The organism is Croceicoccus sp. BE223 (assembly GCF_031457155.1).
Lineage (GTDB): Bacteria > Pseudomonadota > Alphaproteobacteria > Sphingomonadales > Sphingomonadaceae > Croceicoccus.
The window spans coordinates 63,121-78,548 of sequence record NZ_JAVDWB010000003.1 but is presented as its reverse complement, the minus strand read 5'-3'; the positions used below and the strand labels follow the sequence as shown (position 1 = coordinate 78,548).

Here is a 15,428-nt window from a genome sequence, read left to right as displayed (position 1 = left end):
ATGTCCCGGCGCGCAGCCCGCGCGCCGTCAGGGCTTGCGCGCGAACCAGATCAGGTGATCGGCCCCTGCACCGTTCGCGCCTTCACGCACGATCACCTCTTCCACCGCGAAGCCGACGCTTGCCAGCCTGTTCGCGAAAGCGACATCCGGATAGGCGGACCAGACCGCGAGAATGCCGCCGCTGCACAGGGCCACCATCGTGCTCAGAAGACCGTCGCGGCTGTAGAGTCCGTCGTTCGCCAGCCGGGTCAGGCCGTCAGGACCGTTGTCGACGTCGAGGAGGATCGCGTCGTAAGCCTCGTGCGCGGCCTCGATCAACACGGCGACATCGTCGTCCACCAGCATGACGCGCCGGTCGTCGAGACAGCCGGCGGTAAGCGCATGCATCGGCCCTCTCGCCCACTTGATGATCTCGGGCACGATCTCGGCCACCGCGATGCTGCCGGCACTGTCCAGGCATGCCAGTGCCGCCCGAAGGGTGTAGCCCATGCCATAGCCGCCGATCAGCCATTGCTGCGCGCTTCTTGAACCAAGGCGCGCATGAGTCATCGTCGCCAGCGCCTCTTCGGAGGCGCTGGCCCTCGTGCTCATCAGCTCGTTGCGGGCGAGCAGGATGGTGAATTCGTCGCCGCGCTGCATCAGGCGCATTTCCACGCCGTCGGGCACATGCGCCGTTCCGATCCACTCGTGCCCGAACATCGGGTCGGAGGTGGCGATGTCCAGGACTACTTCTTTCGAGCCTTGCGCGCCGCGTACTTCGCGTCGCGGGCGGCCTTGCGCTCTTCTTCGCTCAATTGCGCCTTCGCCTCGGCCTTGGCTTCGGCGGCGGCCCGTTCCTGTTTCTTGGCAAGCCGCGCCTCACGCTCGGCCTCGCGCTTGGCAAGCGCGGCCTTGCGCTTCTCCTCGAGCGCGGCTTCGCGCTCCTTCGCCCGGGCCGCGCGTTCGGCCAGCTCGGCCTGATCGAGGGCCGGCTTGGCCTGCAGCTTGGCGACAGCCTTGGCGCGGGCGTTCCTCGACGCGGCGGCCCTGTCGGCAAAGCCCGGTTCCTGATATTTTGCCATGACGTGCTCTTGAAAACCTCTGTTCAGAAAACTGCCGCGAAGGGCCGTCAAGGCCCGCGGCTGGTTGTCGCCCGGCGCCGGAAGGGTGCAGCCGACGGGCGGTCGGCGCGGCCTAGACCAATCGGCGGCCCTTGTCGCCGCATTTATGGGACTGTCGATCATATGGTCCGCGGCGGGATAATGCTGCCCGGCGCATTGGTATCGGCACGGATAACGGCTAAGGCCAAGGCCACGCAACTGGCGAGATCCGGCAGACCTCATGGCGCGCAAGCATCCCAAGCACGGCCCCTACCCCGAAGACAGCGACGAGGAGCAGGAAGCCCCGCCAGTCCCCTGCTGGCTGTGCGGAAGGCCGACCGGCTCGACGATCGTGTGGCACCACCCCGTACCCAAGAGCCGGGGCGGCCGCGATGTCGTGCCGATGCATCCGATCTGCCAGAAGACGCTGATCGCCAACTTCACCAATTCGGAGCTGCAACGCCACGGCATGGACGTGGAAGGTCTTCTGGCCAATCCGGCGGTGCGCAAGTTCGTCGACTGGGTCGCCAACAAGCCGCCCGACTTCAACGCGACGACAGCCAGGAAATCGCGCTGACCAGACCAGCACGGGCCGGAGCGTGCTTCCACCCCGGCCCGCATGGTCATCCGGGCGCGCTCAGTGCGCCGGATCGAGCGCGGGGTAGTCGGTATAGCCTTCGCTACCGCCGCCGTAGAACGTGTCCTGGTCGGGCGTGTTGAGCTGCGCCCCGATGCGATAGCGTTCGGGCAGGTCGGGATTGGCGATGAAGGGCCGGCCGAATGCCACGGCATCGACTTCGCCTGCCGCGATCGCCTGGCGCGCCGTGGCCGCGTCGTAGGAGCCGTTGCCGATGTAGACCCCGTCGAACAAGCCCCGCAACCGGCGCAGCAGGGCCTTGTCGTCCTCCTCCGTGTCCTGGCCAAAGAACTGTTCGATGACGTGGAGATAGGCGAGGCCGCGACCGTTGAGCAGGCGATAGGCCGCGCCGAAGGTCGCTTCGGGATCGCTGTCGCTCATGTCGTTGGCCTGGCCCAGCGGCGAGAGGCGGACGCCCACCCGATCCGCGGGGAATACGTCGCAAACCCTGTCCAGCACTTCGCGCAGGAGCCGTGTGCGGTTCTCGATGCTGCCGCCGTATTCGTCCTCGCGATGGTTGACCCCGTCTTGCAGAAACTGGTCGAGGAGGTAGCCATTGGCCGAATGGACCTCGATTCCGTCGAACCCTGCGGCCCTGGCGCATTTCGCGGCGGTCGCGTAATCGTCGAGCGTCTTCGCGATCCCGTCGAGGTCGAGGGCGACGGGTTCCGACACGTCCTCGAACCCGTTCGCGGTGAAAGTCTGGGCTTTGGCGCGGATGGGGCTCGATGAAACCGGCTGTCGACCATCGGGCAGCAGCGATACGTGGCTGATCCGGCCCACATGCCAGAGCTGGCAGACGATGCGTCCGCCGCCGGCATGCACCGCCTCGACGATCGGCTTCCAGCCCTCGACGTGACTGTCGGTGTAGATACCGGGCGTGTCCTTGTAACCCTTGCCCATGGCCGAGATCTGGGTCGCTTCGGACACGATCAGCCCCGCCGATGCACGCTGGCGGTAATAGGTGGCCGCCATTTCGCGGGGCGTGCCGTCGGGATGCGAGCGGTTGCGGGTCAGCGGGGCCATCAGCACCCGGTTCGGCAAGTGCAGCGCGCCCGCGGCAAGGGGGCGGAAGAGAACGTCCTGTTCGGTCATGATGTTTCCTGTTCGGGGGGAGTTGGCGCGACCCGGGAGAGCGAGATCAGCCGATCTTGATCGACTTCACGTTGACGAATTCCTTGATCCCTTCGGGGCGGCGCGATCCTCGAGACTGCGCAGCCGCCAGTCGAGGAAAGCTTCGTGGCTGGCAGCGACGACGTCCGCGGCCTTCTCGTCCGACATGTATTCGCGTGTCGCGATGACCTCTTCGGTCAGCGGGTCGATGGTAACGATCTGGTGAGCGGACATTTGGGCAATCTCCATGGATGCATCGACGAGCGGTTCGTTCGCCTCGATCCATCGGGCGCTGCTCGCCCGGCTCCTCCGGCAATACCGGTGAAGGAAGATCGCAGGACGATCCGGATGGAAAGGAAGCGGTGCCGATCGCCCGCGATATTTGCCCCATCAATCCCGGAGCCGTGCGAGGGGTTCCGAGAAACTCCTTGCGACCCGTCGCCGCGCGGCACCCGCCCGCCTCATGTCGCAGCCTGAACGAAAGACCGGCCCCGATCAGGTGCGCCGGACTGCGGCCTGGGGGCGTGACGCGAATGCAGCAGGAGGAGAGACGCCCCCGCGGCCATGCGCCTGTCGCCTGCGGTGTCAGTCGCCCGGAATCGCGTCGGTCTCCACCGGGCTTTCCGCGATCAGGTCGCGGATCGAACGCCCGCGGATGAGCGCGTCGATGGTCTGATTGAAATGCCCGATGCGGCGTTCGTCGCTGCTCAGGATCGGCGCGGTGAAGCTTTGAGACCGCAGCCCCTTCTGGACGTGTTCGACGAGGTCCACGTCCTGCCCCAGAACCTCGTTCACGACCGGATGCTGGCGCGCGCCCCACTTGAGCACGTCCTCGATCGATTCCTCGCCGCCCCGCACGACCCGATGCTCGTAGGGCGGAACGGTTTCCCCTTCGGCCAGCGGCGCGCACATGATGAAGTCGAAGTACATCCGTTCCGGATCGCCATCGGGATGCGGGCGATAGCGCATCGCGACGTAGAATTCGGGGAAGAGATTGAGGTGGGTCGTCGGGAACAGCATGTAGTGGTAGGCGTCGCTGAGCTGGCTGTTGCTGAGGGTATCGTACGGGAACACGCCCTCGCCCTGCTTCGCCCGTTTCGCGTCCTGCACCGCGCGGCGCACGTCGTCGGCCCGCCCCGCGAATTCGGCAGGATCGATGCCGTTCACCGTCAGCAGCATCTCCAGCGCGGGATTGAGCTTGTCGTGTTCCGGATAGGACGGGCTGGGCCGGCCATACTCATTGACCATGTAGCTGTGGATGCCGACGAGAGTGATCGGCGCATCCTCGTTGCCCCAGGCGAGGATCTCGGAATGCAGCGTCTGGAAATGGTAGCTTTCGTTGAACGCGTCCAGCGTCGTTTTCCAGTTGCAGGCGAACTCGAACGTCTTGTAATCGACGATCTGCGCCCGCTCCATGCGATAGGCGTCGAGCTTGTCGGCCATGGGCCCGAGGTATTCGCGCAGGCCCGGCGCCGCATCGTCCAAGGTGAACCACAGCCACCCGGCAAAGCTTTCGACCCGAAAGGTGCGCAGCGAGGTGCAGGCCGGATCGTCGATCACCGCCGGATCGAACCGTTCCCGATAAGGCACATGTTCCAGCCCGCCGTCGAGCCCGAAGGCCCAGCCATGGAAAGCGCACGTGAAGCGCGGTGCATAGGCCGGGCCGTCCGCGCCCAGCATCAGCCGGTTGCCGCGGTGACGGCAAACATTGAAATAGCCGCGTACGCTGCCGTCGGCGAGGCGGACGAACAGCAGGCTCTCGCGGCCCAGCGTATGGATCATGACATCGTCTTCCTCGGCGATCTCCTCCTCGCGCGGGCCCATGTGCCAGACCCGGGTCCAGACATGCTCCCATTCCTGTTCGGCGCGTTCCCTGCTCCAGTACCAAGAAGGGTCGACCTGAAATTCGCCTGTCACGCTTGTTGCTCCCGCCAGCGGAGTCATGATCGGCCCAGCCGACCTCACGGCCCCGGCCGATGGCGGAAAAAGCCTGGCGAATCTTGCCCGGCGCCTCATCGGGTGGCCGGTCGCAAATAAGGACTCGCCCCGCAGGCCCGGCAATTATCAGAAAGGATAAGTGGCCTTGGGCCGATTACGAAACGCCGCGCCAGCGCAGGCGATCGCGGGTCAACTGGGCGACGCCGGTCACGCCCATCAGACGCATGCCGCGTTCGATCTCGTCCTTCAGCAAGCCGATCGCGCGTTCGACGCCCGGCTGCCCGGCGGCGGCCAGGGCGTAGAGATAGAGCCGGCCGCCCGAAGCGCAGTCGGCGCCCGCCGCCAGGCTTTTCAGGACATGGGTGCCGCGCCGGACGCCGCCGTCGCAGATGATCTCGATCTCGCCCCCCACGGCATCGACGATCTCGACAAGCTGGTCGAACGGCGAACGGCTGCCGTCGAGCTGGCGCCCGCCATGGTTCGAGATCATGATGGCATCGGCACCGATCTCGACGGCCCGGCGGGCATCCGCCGCGCTCATGATCCCCTTCAGGCAGAACGTGCCGCCCCAATCCTCGCGCAGCTGCTCCGCCATCTTCCAGTTCATCGAAATGTCGAGCATCGTGTTGAAGTACTCGGCAATCGAAACCGCCCTGCCGGTACCCTCTCCGACATGCGTGTCGAGATTGGGCAGCGCGAATTTTTCGCGGAAGAGATAGTCGAGCGCCCAGCGCGGCTTGATCGCGTAGGACAGCAACGAAGACGGCGTGAAACGCGGGGGCGAGGTGAACCCGCTGCGCGCACAGCGTTCGCGCTTGCCCGACACGATGGTGTCGACGGTCAGCGTCAGCGCATCGAACTTCGCCGCCTGGCAACGCTCGATCATCGAGCGGTTCAGCCCGCGATCCTTGTGGTAGTAGAACTGGAACATCTTGGGTGTGGGGGCAATCGCCGCGATCTGCTCGATGCTCACGGTCGCGAGGCTGGAAATACCGAACCAGAGCCCGAATTTCCCGGCGGCGCGCGCTACCGCACGCTCGCCCTGCCAGTGGAAGACCCTTTGCAGCGCGGTGGGCGACAGGATCAGCGGCAAGGCGCTTTTGCGTCCCATCACCGTGACCGAGGTATCGACTTCGGCGACCCCGGCGAGAACATCGGGCACCAGGTCGCATTGCGCGAAGGCATCGGTGTTGCGCAGCTTGGTGATTTCGTCGTCGGCCGCCCCGTCGATGTAGTCGAACACCGGCCACGGCAGGCGCTGCCTGGCGAGGCGGCGGAAGTCGTCGATGTTGTGGCAGTCCGTCAGGCGCATGACCAAGGTTTAAAGCCCCCCTCCCCGATCGCAATTCGATTCTTCGTCGCTATGGCCCCGCCCCGTCGGCGGCTTGACGCGCCACCTCGCAGATCGCGAGGAAGGCGCGGATGCCGGCGGTCAGGTATTTGCCCTTGTGCATCATGATATAGAAGCGCCGCCGCAGATCGAGTTCGGCAATGCCGATTTCGGCGACCCGGCCCTGCGCCAGAAACTGCTGCGCCGCCACGCGGGGGACGCAACCGATCAGCGAACTGACTGCGACCATTTCGAGAATGGCCTCGATCTGCTCGAGCTCCAGCTCGATGCGCCAGCGGCTCCAGTAGGGTCGCATCGCCGTATCCAGCGTCTGCCGCGTCCCCGATCCCTTTTCCCGGACGACCCAGCCTTCGGTCAGCACGTCGTCGACACCCCAGGCCTTGCGACCTGCCAGCCGGTGTGAGGCTGCGCAGATCAGCACCAGTTCGTCATCGAGCCAGTCGGTGACGACGAGATCGGGGTGCGCATGGACACCTTCGACGAGCGCGAGATCGAGCGAGAAGTCGATGATGCCGGACGCAATTTCGGCGGTGTTGCCGATGTCCAGGGTCAGCGCGCAGCCCTCGTGCTGACGGGTATAGGCGTTGATCAGGCGCGGCGCGACATAGCTGCCGATCGTCTGCGTCGCGCCGAGGTGCAGCGGGCCGGGGCCGGTCCTGCCGGCGAGGAGCCCGTCTATCTCCTGCGCCCGGCTGAGCAGTTCCAGCGCGGGGACCAGCAGGGACCGGCCCGTCTCGTTGATCTTCAGCCGCTTGCCGCTGCGATCGAACAGCGAGCGGCCGTATCTCCGTTCCAATTCGATGAGAGCGGTGCTCGCCGCCGATTGCGACATGGCGAGCTCGGTCGCTGCGACCGAGATGCTCCCCGCCCGCGCCACGGCAACGAAAATCTCCAGATGTCGCAGACTGAATCTCATATCTATTTTCTAGATATTATCGATCAATATTACCAGCTTTTTGGATGATTCAGGAACGCCTAGATGCCAGAGGCCCCGAATGGAGATGAAGATGGCAAGTCTGCGCACCGAAAGCGTCCTCAGCGTCAATCACTGGAACGACCGGCTTTTCAGCTTCCGGACCACGCGCGATCCCGCGTTCCGGTTTGAGAGCGGGCATTTCGTGATGCTGGGCATGCAGCTGAGCGGCAAGCCGCTGATGCGCGCGTTCAGCATCGCCAGCCCGCACTATGCCGACGAGCTCGAATTCTTCAGCATCAAGGTGCCCGACGGCCCGCTGACCTCGCAATTGCAGAACATCGCGCCCGGCCAGGACATCATCGTCAGCAACAAGCCCGTCGGCACGCTGGTCGTTCGCGACCTTCGCCCCGGACGGACGCTCTACCTGTTCGCGACGGGCACGGGCCTCGCGCCGTTCCTCAGCATCGTGCAGGATCCGGAAACCTACGAGAAGTTCGAGAACGTCGTTGTCGCGCACGGCGTGCGGACGGTTGGCGAACTGGCCTACTCGGACTTCCTGGGCCGCGACCTTTTCAAGCACCCGCTCCTCGGCGAAGTGGTCGCGGGCAGGCTCCACTACTACCCGACCGTCACTCGCGAGCCGTTCCGGAATACCGGTCGGCTGACCGGGCTGGTTCAGGCCGGCAAGCTGCCCGCCGAACTTGGCCTGCCGGCGCTCGATCCCCGTCTCGACCGGGCGATGATTTGCGGCAGCGCGGCGATGCTGCGCGACATGTCCGGTGTGCTCGACGACATGGGCTTCGAAATCTCGCCGGGCGTGGGCGAAATGGGCGATTACGTCATCGAGCGTGCCTTCGCGGAGAAGTGAGCTTGCCTCGCCCGCGCGATCCGGTGCGGAGCGGCCCGTCGTTGTTGAACGAAAGCGCGAGCTGCGGCGCAAGGGCTCTTCAGTCTCGCTCCGAACCTAAGGCCTGTGCCGCAACGCGCCTGCCGGGCCGGTCTCGATGTCTGCCCACCTACCCAGCGTCGGCTCCTCGAGGTCGTCGAGGATCGGGCAGTCCGGTCGGTCGTCGCCGCTGCAGCACGCGACCAGCGTGCCCAGCGTCGCCGCCATCGCCTCAAGGTTGCGGGCGCGCTCCTGCAGCCGGTCGATGTGCGTCTGGGCAATGCGCTTCACGTCGGAACTGTGGCGGGACTTGTCGCGCCACAGGCCGAGCAGCTCGTTGATCTCGGCCACCGCGAAGCCGAGATCGCGCGCCCGGCGGATGAAGCGCAGCATGTGCACGTCCGAGGCCGAGTAGTCGCGGTATCCGGATTCGCGCCGGTCGGCCTTGGGGATGAGCCCGGTCTGCTCGTAATAGCGGATCATCTTTGCCGACACGCCGGAGGCCTTGGCAGCCTGTCCGATATTCATGACAATCTTCCTTTGCTGGGTTGGGTTGATCGACGTCGGTCATTCGGGCGCGCGGAAGCGGCGGAGGCGAAGCGCGTTGCCGACCACGAACACGCTGGACATCGCCATCGCCGCCGCCGCGACGATCGGCGACAGCAGGATGCCGTAGGCCGGGTAGAGCGCGCCGGCAGCGACGGGCACCAACGCGACATTGTAGGCAAAGGCCCAGAACAGGTTCTGGCGGATATTGCCGATCGTCGCCCGTGACAGCGCTATGGCCGTGGCCGCACCCTGCAGATGCCCTGACATCAGCACGATATCGGCGGATTCGATCGCGATATCGGTGCCGGTCCCGACGGCCAGGCCGATATCCGCCGCAGCCAGTGCGGGCGCGTCGTTGATGCCGTCGCCGATGAAGGCGGTGTAGCCGTGCTCCGCCTTCAGCCGGCGGATCGTGTTCACCTTGCCTTCCGGCAGCACTTCCGCGACCACTTCGTCGATGCCGAGTTCGCGCGCGATGGCATCGGCGGTGCGGCGGTTGTCGCCCGTGATCATCGCCACTTTCAGGCCAAGAGCGTGAAAGGCCCTGATCGCGCCGGGCGTGCTCGCCTTGATCGGGTCGGCAACGGCGATCACCGCGGCAAGGCGGCCGTCGACGGCTGCGTAAAGCGGCGTCTTGCCCTGGGTGCCGAGGGTCTGGGCAAGATCGGCAAAAGCCGAAGCGTCGATGCCCAGCCCGGTCATGTAGCGATGCGACCCGACCTGCACGAACCTGCCGCCGGCTTGCGCCTCTCCGCCGAGGCCCGTCTTCGACTGGAAGCCCGTAGCCGCTGGCACATCCAGCCCTTGCGCTTTGGCCGCGCTTACTATGGCACGGGCTATGGGGTGTTCGGACTTCGCTTCTACTGCCGCGACCAAACGCAGGACCTCGCCGCGTTCGAACCCTGCATCGACCGTGAAGTCGGTAAGCGCCGGCCTGCCTTCGGTCAGCGTGCCGGTCTTGTCGAGCGCGATGACCCTTGCGTCCTTCAGCGATTGCAGTGCCTCGCCCTTCCGGAAAAGGATGCCCAGTTCCGCACCGCGCCCGGTGCCGACCATGATCGACGTCGGCGTGGCAAGTCCCATGGCGCAGGGGCATGCGATGATCAGCACGGCCACGGCATTCACCATCGCGAAGGTGAGCGCGGGAGACGGGCCGAAGGCCAGCCAGGCGAGGAAAGTGAGCGCCGCCACGGCGAAGACCGCCGGCACGAACCACATCGTCACCTTGTCGACCAGCGCCTGGATCGGAAGCTTGGCGCCCTGTGCCTCCTCCACCATGCGGATGATCTGGGCGAGCACCGTCGCCTCGCCGACGGCGGTGGCGCGAAGGGCGAGGCCGCCCTGCTGGTTGACGGTGCCGCCGACGACGTCCGAACCCGCGGCCTTCGCAACCGGGATCGACTCGCCGGTGACCATCGCCTCGTCGACGAAGCTCTCGCCCTCCACGATTGTACCGTCGACAGGGATCCGTTCGCCGGGCCGCACCTCGACGATGTCGCCCACCGCGACATCGGCAACGGGCACCTCGACGATCGCGCCGCCCTGCCGCACCCGCGCCGTCTTCGCCTGAAGGCCGACGAGCCGCTTGATCGCCTCGGACGTACGGCCCTTGGCTCGAGCCTCGAGATAGCGGCCAAGCAGGATCAGGGTGACGATGACCGCCGCCGCCTCGTAATAGACGTTGACGGTAGCCGCAGGCAGCGCGCCTGGCGCGAAAGTCGCGATGAGCGAATATCCATAAGCCGCCGCCGTCCCGACGGCGACCAGCGAATTCATGTCGGGCGCAAGGCGCAAAAGCGCGGGAACGCCGTGGCGGAAGAAGCGCCTTCCGGGCAGGGCGAGGACGATGGTGGTGAGGGCGAACTGGAGGTACCAGCTTGCCGTCATTCCGACCGTCGACATGATGACGTCATCGATGCCGGGGATGACATGACTGCCCATTTCTAGCAGGAACACCGGCAGCGTGAGCACTGCCGCGAGCGTCAGGTCGCGCTTGAGCTGCCCGAGTTCGGCGGCCTTGCGCTCTTCGCCCTCGGCATTCCGGTCGACATCGCCAGCGTCGATGATCCGGGCCGCATATCCGGTCCTGGCGATGGCGTCGATCAATGCGTCGGGGTTTGCGGTGCCGACTACGCTGGCGCGTTCGGTGGCAAGGTTGACGCCAGCGGTGGTGACGCCGGGAACGCCGCGCAGCGCCGCCTCGACACGGCCCACGCACGAAGCGCAAGTCATGCCCTCGACCGCCAACTCGTAATGCTCTGCAGGAACGCGATAGCCCGCTTGCTCGACCGCGCCGGCCAGGCGAGCGATGTCGACATCGGCTTCGGCGACGACGGTGGCCCGCTCCGTGGCCAGATTCACGCTGACCGACCGCACGCCGTCAACGGCGGCAATCGCCTTTTCGACCCTGCCGACGCAGGACGCGCAGGTCATGCCCTCAATCGGGATGGTCAGTTGCGAATCGGCGCCTTCGCGGATTTGTTTCCTAGTTACAGTATCTTGCATGACGATGACCTTGGGATGGAAGCGTTTCGTCCATCCGATCTGCATCTTCCCATCGTGGGAAGGTAAAGCAAAAAATCCATCCTTGCGCCCGATTGTTCGCGACACTCCGGGCCGGATCGTCGAGCTGGATAGCGAACAAGACGAGTATCTCTTCACGCTCGTGTTGACCGACGAGGGTTACACGGTGGTCAGCATGTAATCCGGACTATCGCCTCTCGACCGATCCTGCTGCGGCTGCATCGCTGACCTCACCCGCATGGGCCGGGGATAGCGATGCACCGCCGCCCGGCTCAACCTGCATTATCATCGGCCCCGTCCCGCCCCTTGCGGCCCGCCCGGCGATGCAGGTTGTAGGATGCGAGGACTGCACGCATCTTCTCCAGCGCCTCCTGCCGCTGCCTGTCGCTTTGCAGCGTCGCCAGTTCAGACTTCAGCGACGTCGCGAAATCGGCATAGGTGTTCTGCCAATCCTTGCCCAGCGCTTCCGCGAGGTCGGTCCGGCCGGTCTCGATCCGCTTCGCCTGCGTGCCCGGGCCAAGACGATAACGTTCCCCAATCTGCGGCAAGCGCACGTCGAGCTGCGGTTGCTCGCGCTGCATTTCCCGGCGCATGGCCTCCAGGGCGGCTGGCTCGCCATGGTCGAGGAACAGGCTGCCGGAAACCGGAGAGCGCGCGGCGATCCAGTCGAGCAGCTCTCGCTGGTCGGCGTGCGCGGAATAGCTGCCGATGTGGCGGATCTGCGCACGGACCCGCACATCGTTGCCGCTGATGCGCACGCGTTCGGCCCCCTCCAGGATGACCCGCCCCAAGGAGCCCTGCGCTTGGAACCCCACGAACAGGATCGTCGAATCCCTGCGGTGAAGGTTGTGGATCAGATGGTGCCGGATACGCCCGCCCTCGCACATGCCGGACGCGGCCAGGACGATCGCTCCCGACATGGAATTAAGCCGGATCGATTCCGTTACATCGGTCACGAAGTGGAAGGCCGGATGCTCGAAGATGTTGACCTCGCCGGTATCCTCCAGTTCGGCCGCATGGCGCTCGAACACGTCGGTCACCTTGCCGGCCAGCGGCGAATCGATGAAGACCGACGGGTTGGATATCGCGTCCGAAACGATCAGGCCGTGCAGATCGAGCAGCAGTTCCTGCGTCCGTTCCAGCGCAAAGGCCGGGATGACGAGATTGCCTCCGCGCGCTAGGGCGGCCTTCACCTCGGCTTCCAGCACCTTGCGCCGTTCGGCCATGCTCACCGGAGCGCGACGCCGATCGCCGTAGGTCGCCTCGCAGATCATGTGATCGAATCCGCATGGCCCGTCAGACTCGAGCTGGAAGGACTTGTTTTCCGGGCCGAGATCGCCCGAACACATCACCCGGACGCCGCCTGCCTCCAGTTCGGCCGATGCAGAGCCGAGGATGTGCCCGGCATTCCACAGGCGCGCGCTGAAGCCGGGCGCCGGGTGGAAGGTTTCTTCCAGTTCGACCGGGCGGCATTGCTGCCAGGCGTTCATTGCATCCTCGCTGGTGTAGATCGGCACGAACGGATCCTCGCCGGCGCGATCGCGGCGCCTGTTGCGTCGTTCGGCTTCGTACTCCTGGATCTTGCCGGAATCGGCCAGCATGTGCTGCAGGAGGTCCATGGTCGGCAGCGTGCACCAGATCGGTCCGGCAAAACCGGCCTTGACCAGTTTGGGCAACATGCCGCTGTGATCGATGTGGGCATGGGTCAAAATCACGGCATCGATCCGACCGGCATCGAAAGCGAAGTCCTCGAAGTTCAGTCGCTCCAGCGAGCGCGAACCCTGGAACATGCCACAATCGACCAGGATCCGGCTGTCGCGATATCCGAATTCTGCGCACGATCCCGTCACCGTGCCCGCCGCGCCGTGAAAGCGAAGGGTCAGGTCGGTGTCGCTCATGCCGTTGCCATAATGTTCGTCTGACAGGCCGCCATACGCTTCGAGCGCCTCCAACTTCTCACTTAAGCCCGCCGGGTCAGAAGATCGCTCTTCGCGAGGAACGTCAGGTTGGCGGGCGCAACTGCGGTTCGTACATCGCCCGACCAATCCGGCCAAGGCTCGTTTCCGGCTGGCTCATCGCCTTTATGCCTGAGTCAGTTCGGACTTCACTAGGCTGAGAACCAATGGGTGGCAGGCTGCGATGTGGTTCAGGCTCTGCGAGGAGGCCGAATATGAGTGCCTTGTATTGGCTTACGGAAGAGGCAAGCTCCGTGTTGACAACCGACGGGTCCTGAGCGGGATCATCTTCGTCAACCGGAACGGCCTGCGCTGGTGGGATGCGCCGAGGGAATATGGACCGCACGAGACATCGTATGACCGCTGGAAACGGTGGACCCAGAAAGCCGACCCGCAGTGCGTCATGATCGACGTAACCTACCTCAAGGTACACCGCTGCTCCAGCGCATCTCAGAACCAATCAGCGTGAGCAGCGGTCATAGCGCGTTGCCATGCGCCGCCAATCCTTCAGGCGGCCGACCACACAAGCGGCAGGGCTTCAACACCGGCAACGCCGCCCGGCGCGTGCCTGATTCCGATATCCGGTGCTAGGCGGAAACGGGGAATCCGGCGCATCCATTCTTCGAGCGTTATGCGAATCTCGGCGCGGGCGAGAAAGGCTCCAGGACAGCGATGCGGGCCGTGGCCGAAGGTTACATGCTCTCGCACGCGGCGCTCAGCCTGTACATCCATCGGACATGCGTTGGCCGTCGGGTCAAGCCCGCCGAGCGGTGTTGGGATCGCGATCATGTCCCCGCGCCTGAGAATAGTGCCGTGAAACTCGCAATCCTCCATCACCTCGCGCGCCATGGTAACGACCGGAAAGCGACGGACGAATTCTTCGACGATGCGGGGAAGATCGGCGGGATGGTTGGCCAGGCTTGCCTGCAGCTTCGGGGCTTGGGCGAGGTGTTCCATCGCAAAGCCGAGAAAATTCACCACGGTGTCGAGACCGGCAAGAAGCACCAGCACCGACATCTGCAGGGCCTTGTCGGGCTCGATCGGCTCTCCATCGATCTTGCCGTTGACGATCCGGGAAAGGATATCCTCCCCTTGACGGCCACGACGCGCCTCGATGACGGGCTCCAGATAGGCTCGGAAAAGACGAATGCCGCGCCGCCAGCCGGAAACGTCATCACCCCAGTCGGCCTCTGGATCGGGTCGCAGCATGTGATCGGTCCATTCGCGCAACATGCTTGCGTCGCCTGCATCGAGCGACGCCATGTTCATGAAAACGCGGACCGGGAATAGCGTGGCATAGTCTGCAACGAAATCGCAGCGCCCTTCTGGTTTCATGCTCTCGATAAGTTCGACGGCAATCTTGCGTATCGCGTGCTCGCGATCACGCACGGCACGTGGCGAGAGGCTGGCGCGCAGAAGCTCGCGGTAAGGACCGTGCCGAGGCGGATCGAGCGTTACCGGGATCAGGCCCTGTTCGCCATAAGCCGTCTTCGGCAATATCGATGCGGTGTTGCCGAAGCGTGCGGGGTCGGCCAGTATTTCCCTGATCGTCGCGTTGCCAAGTGGAATCCAGTGCCCGCCGTTGCGGGCGGACCAGACCAGGTCGGACGAAACGCCTTCACGCAAAATCTGCCAGGCACGATGGAAATCCTTCGTCCCACCCGGTGGAGCGTAGATGTCGAAATCGACCACGCTGAAGGGCGGCACGTGCTCTGGTCTTTTCACCACCTCGATCGCCATCTTCTCATCCTCCCGCGTTTTCTGAGAACCTCTCTTGGCGCGGTCACGCCGGTTCATCCGGCCCGGTTTGCGTCAGCGCGTTGACGCTCCGTTGCGATGCTGCACATGTATTCGATGCGTCATGCGTGAGCGCTTCCGACCTCCGATCGCCTATCTTACGCAGACTCCTTGCCGATCGGCGCCAGGATGCGTTGGATCATGGGATAACCGTTCTCCTTCACGAAGTTCGCGACGGACTGGTTACCTGCCTTGTCCAGCCCCTCAATGCCATGACCGTCGGCCAGTCGGTTTGCCATTGCGAAGTACGCGACGACTGCCACCAGGTCGCTCAGAGCCTGCTCGCTCCATCCAGCGGACGTCACCCGATCGGCGTCGGTCTGGGTCAATCGCGAAGGTGTCTCCGTCAGCTTTCTGGCATAGGCCAGCAGAGCCGACAGCATTGGCGGCACGACGTCGGAATCGGGATCGGCGATGATGGTCGCAAGGACTTCGGGATCGGCACCAAATGCCTTCGCGATCGCCTCGTGCGTGCCAAAGCAGAACGAGCAGCCGTTCAGCGCCGATACGTAGGCTGCGATCAATTCGCGATCTGCGGTGGGGATCTCCGCGTCCTCGATCATGATCTGCTGCCCCATCAGCATGAAGCCCGCATATCGCTCCTGCTCCCTGTCGAGCACTTCCCCGAGGCCATCGCCCTTGAGGTAAGTCAGAAACGGCATGTCTCTCTCCCTTAAACAGATC

Annotated in this window: 15 protein-coding genes and 1 pseudogene; 4 read left to right on the top strand and 12 right to left on the bottom strand. The window is 64.8% G+C overall.

Annotation, left to right across the window (positions count from 1 at the left end):
• Positions 1-27: 27 nt before the first annotated feature.
• Together J2X37_RS07855 and J2X37_RS07850 are read right to left on the bottom strand one after the other, a co-directional pair.
• A complete protein-coding gene (locus tag J2X37_RS07855) occupies positions 28-699 on the bottom strand; it encodes a spermidine synthase (RefSeq protein ID WP_310019733.1) in 672 nt (223 codons plus the stop codon).
• A gap of 26 nt (positions 700-725) precedes the next feature.
• Positions 726-1,223 (bottom strand): DUF6481 family protein, encoded by a 498-nt coding sequence (locus J2X37_RS07850; RefSeq protein ID WP_310019731.1) that lies wholly within the window; start codon positions 1,221-1,223, stop codon positions 726-728.
• Positions 1,224-1,320: 97 nt separating this feature from the next.
• On the opposite strand from J2X37_RS07850, the gene J2X37_RS07845 reads away from it, so the two are divergent.
• The gene (locus J2X37_RS07845) at positions 1,321-1,656 is read left to right on the top strand and encodes a hypothetical protein (RefSeq protein WP_310019729.1); all 336 of its coding nucleotides are present in this window, start codon (positions 1,321-1,323) and stop codon (positions 1,654-1,656) included.
• 60 nt (positions 1,657-1,716) lie between these two features.
• On the opposite strand, the gene J2X37_RS07840 is transcribed toward J2X37_RS07845, so the two are convergent.
• The 5 genes from J2X37_RS07840 to J2X37_RS07820 all read right to left on the bottom strand — a co-directional run bounded on the left by J2X37_RS07840 (position 1,717) and on the right by J2X37_RS07820 (position 7,034).
• Complete coding sequence (locus J2X37_RS07840) at positions 1,717-2,811, bottom strand: alkene reductase (protein WP_310019728.1); 1,095 nt, start codon at positions 2,809-2,811, stop codon at positions 1,717-1,719.
• Between the two features lie 66 nt (positions 2,812-2,877).
• Entirely contained in the window at positions 2,878-3,063 is a 186-nt protein-coding gene (locus tag J2X37_RS07835) for a hypothetical protein (protein WP_310019725.1), read from the bottom strand.
• 351 nt (positions 3,064-3,414) lie between these two features.
• A complete protein-coding gene (locus tag J2X37_RS07830; protein WP_310019722.1) occupies positions 3,415-4,746 on the bottom strand; it encodes an aromatic ring-hydroxylating dioxygenase subunit alpha in 1,332 nt (443 codons plus the stop codon).
• Positions 4,747-4,921: 175 nt separating this feature from the next.
• On the bottom strand, positions 4,922-6,079 hold the full coding sequence (locus J2X37_RS07825) for an alpha-hydroxy acid oxidase (RefSeq protein WP_310019720.1): 1,158 nt from the start codon (positions 6,077-6,079) through the stop codon (positions 4,922-4,924).
• Between the two features lie 49 nt (positions 6,080-6,128).
• Positions 6,129-7,034: a LysR substrate-binding domain-containing protein gene (locus J2X37_RS07820; RefSeq protein ID WP_310019718.1), complete on the bottom strand. Its 906-nt coding sequence runs from the start codon at positions 7,032-7,034 to the stop codon at positions 6,129-6,131.
• A 91-nt stretch (positions 7,035-7,125) separates the two neighbouring features.
• On the opposite strand from J2X37_RS07820, the gene J2X37_RS07815 reads away from it, so the two are divergent.
• Positions 7,126-7,902 carry a ferredoxin--NADP reductase gene (locus tag J2X37_RS07815; protein WP_310019716.1) on the top strand — a complete coding sequence of 259 codons (777 nt, stop codon included), beginning with the start codon at positions 7,126-7,128 and terminating at the stop codon, positions 7,900-7,902.
• Between the two features lie 96 nt (positions 7,903-7,998).
• Here the strand turns inward: J2X37_RS07815 and cueR are convergent, their stop codons facing one another.
• Entirely contained in the window at positions 7,999-8,448 is a 450-nt protein-coding gene (cueR, locus tag J2X37_RS07810; protein ID WP_310019714.1) for a Cu(I)-responsive transcriptional regulator, read from the bottom strand.
• Between the two features lie 39 nt (positions 8,449-8,487).
• Positions 8,488-10,902 carry a heavy metal translocating P-type ATPase gene (locus J2X37_RS07805; protein ID WP_310020338.1) on the bottom strand — a complete coding sequence of 805 codons (2,415 nt, stop codon included), beginning with the start codon at positions 10,900-10,902 and terminating at the stop codon, positions 8,488-8,490.
• Here J2X37_RS07805 and J2X37_RS07800 point away from each other — a divergent pair.
• Positions 10,817-11,173, top strand: coding sequence for a hypothetical protein (locus J2X37_RS07800; protein ID WP_310020370.1), 357 nt, complete (start codon positions 10,817-10,819; stop codon positions 11,171-11,173). The genes J2X37_RS07805 and J2X37_RS07800 overlap by 86 nt on opposite strands.
• A 91-nt stretch (positions 11,174-11,264) precedes the next feature.
• Here the strand turns inward: J2X37_RS07800 and J2X37_RS07795 are convergent, their stop codons facing one another.
• The gene (locus J2X37_RS07795) at positions 11,265-12,890 is read right to left on the bottom strand and encodes an MBL fold metallo-hydrolase (protein WP_310019712.1); all 1,626 of its coding nucleotides are present in this window, start codon (positions 12,888-12,890) and stop codon (positions 11,265-11,267) included.
• A 241-nt stretch (positions 12,891-13,131) separates the two neighbouring features.
• Here J2X37_RS07795 and J2X37_RS07790 point away from each other — a divergent pair.
• A pseudogene (locus J2X37_RS07790) lies at positions 13,132-13,395 on the top strand (transposase); the annotation flags it as partial.
• A gap of 59 nt (positions 13,396-13,454) precedes the next feature.
• On the opposite strand, the gene J2X37_RS07785 reads toward J2X37_RS07790, so the two are convergent.
• The gene (locus J2X37_RS07785; RefSeq protein WP_310019711.1) at positions 13,455-14,687 is read right to left on the bottom strand and encodes a cytochrome P450; all 1,233 of its coding nucleotides are present in this window, start codon (positions 14,685-14,687) and stop codon (positions 13,455-13,457) included.
• 155 nt (positions 14,688-14,842) lie between these two features.
• Complete coding sequence (locus J2X37_RS07780) at positions 14,843-15,406, bottom strand: peroxidase-related enzyme (protein WP_310019709.1); 564 nt, start codon at positions 15,404-15,406, stop codon at positions 14,843-14,845.
• Between the last annotated feature and the right edge of the window lie 22 nt (positions 15,407-15,428).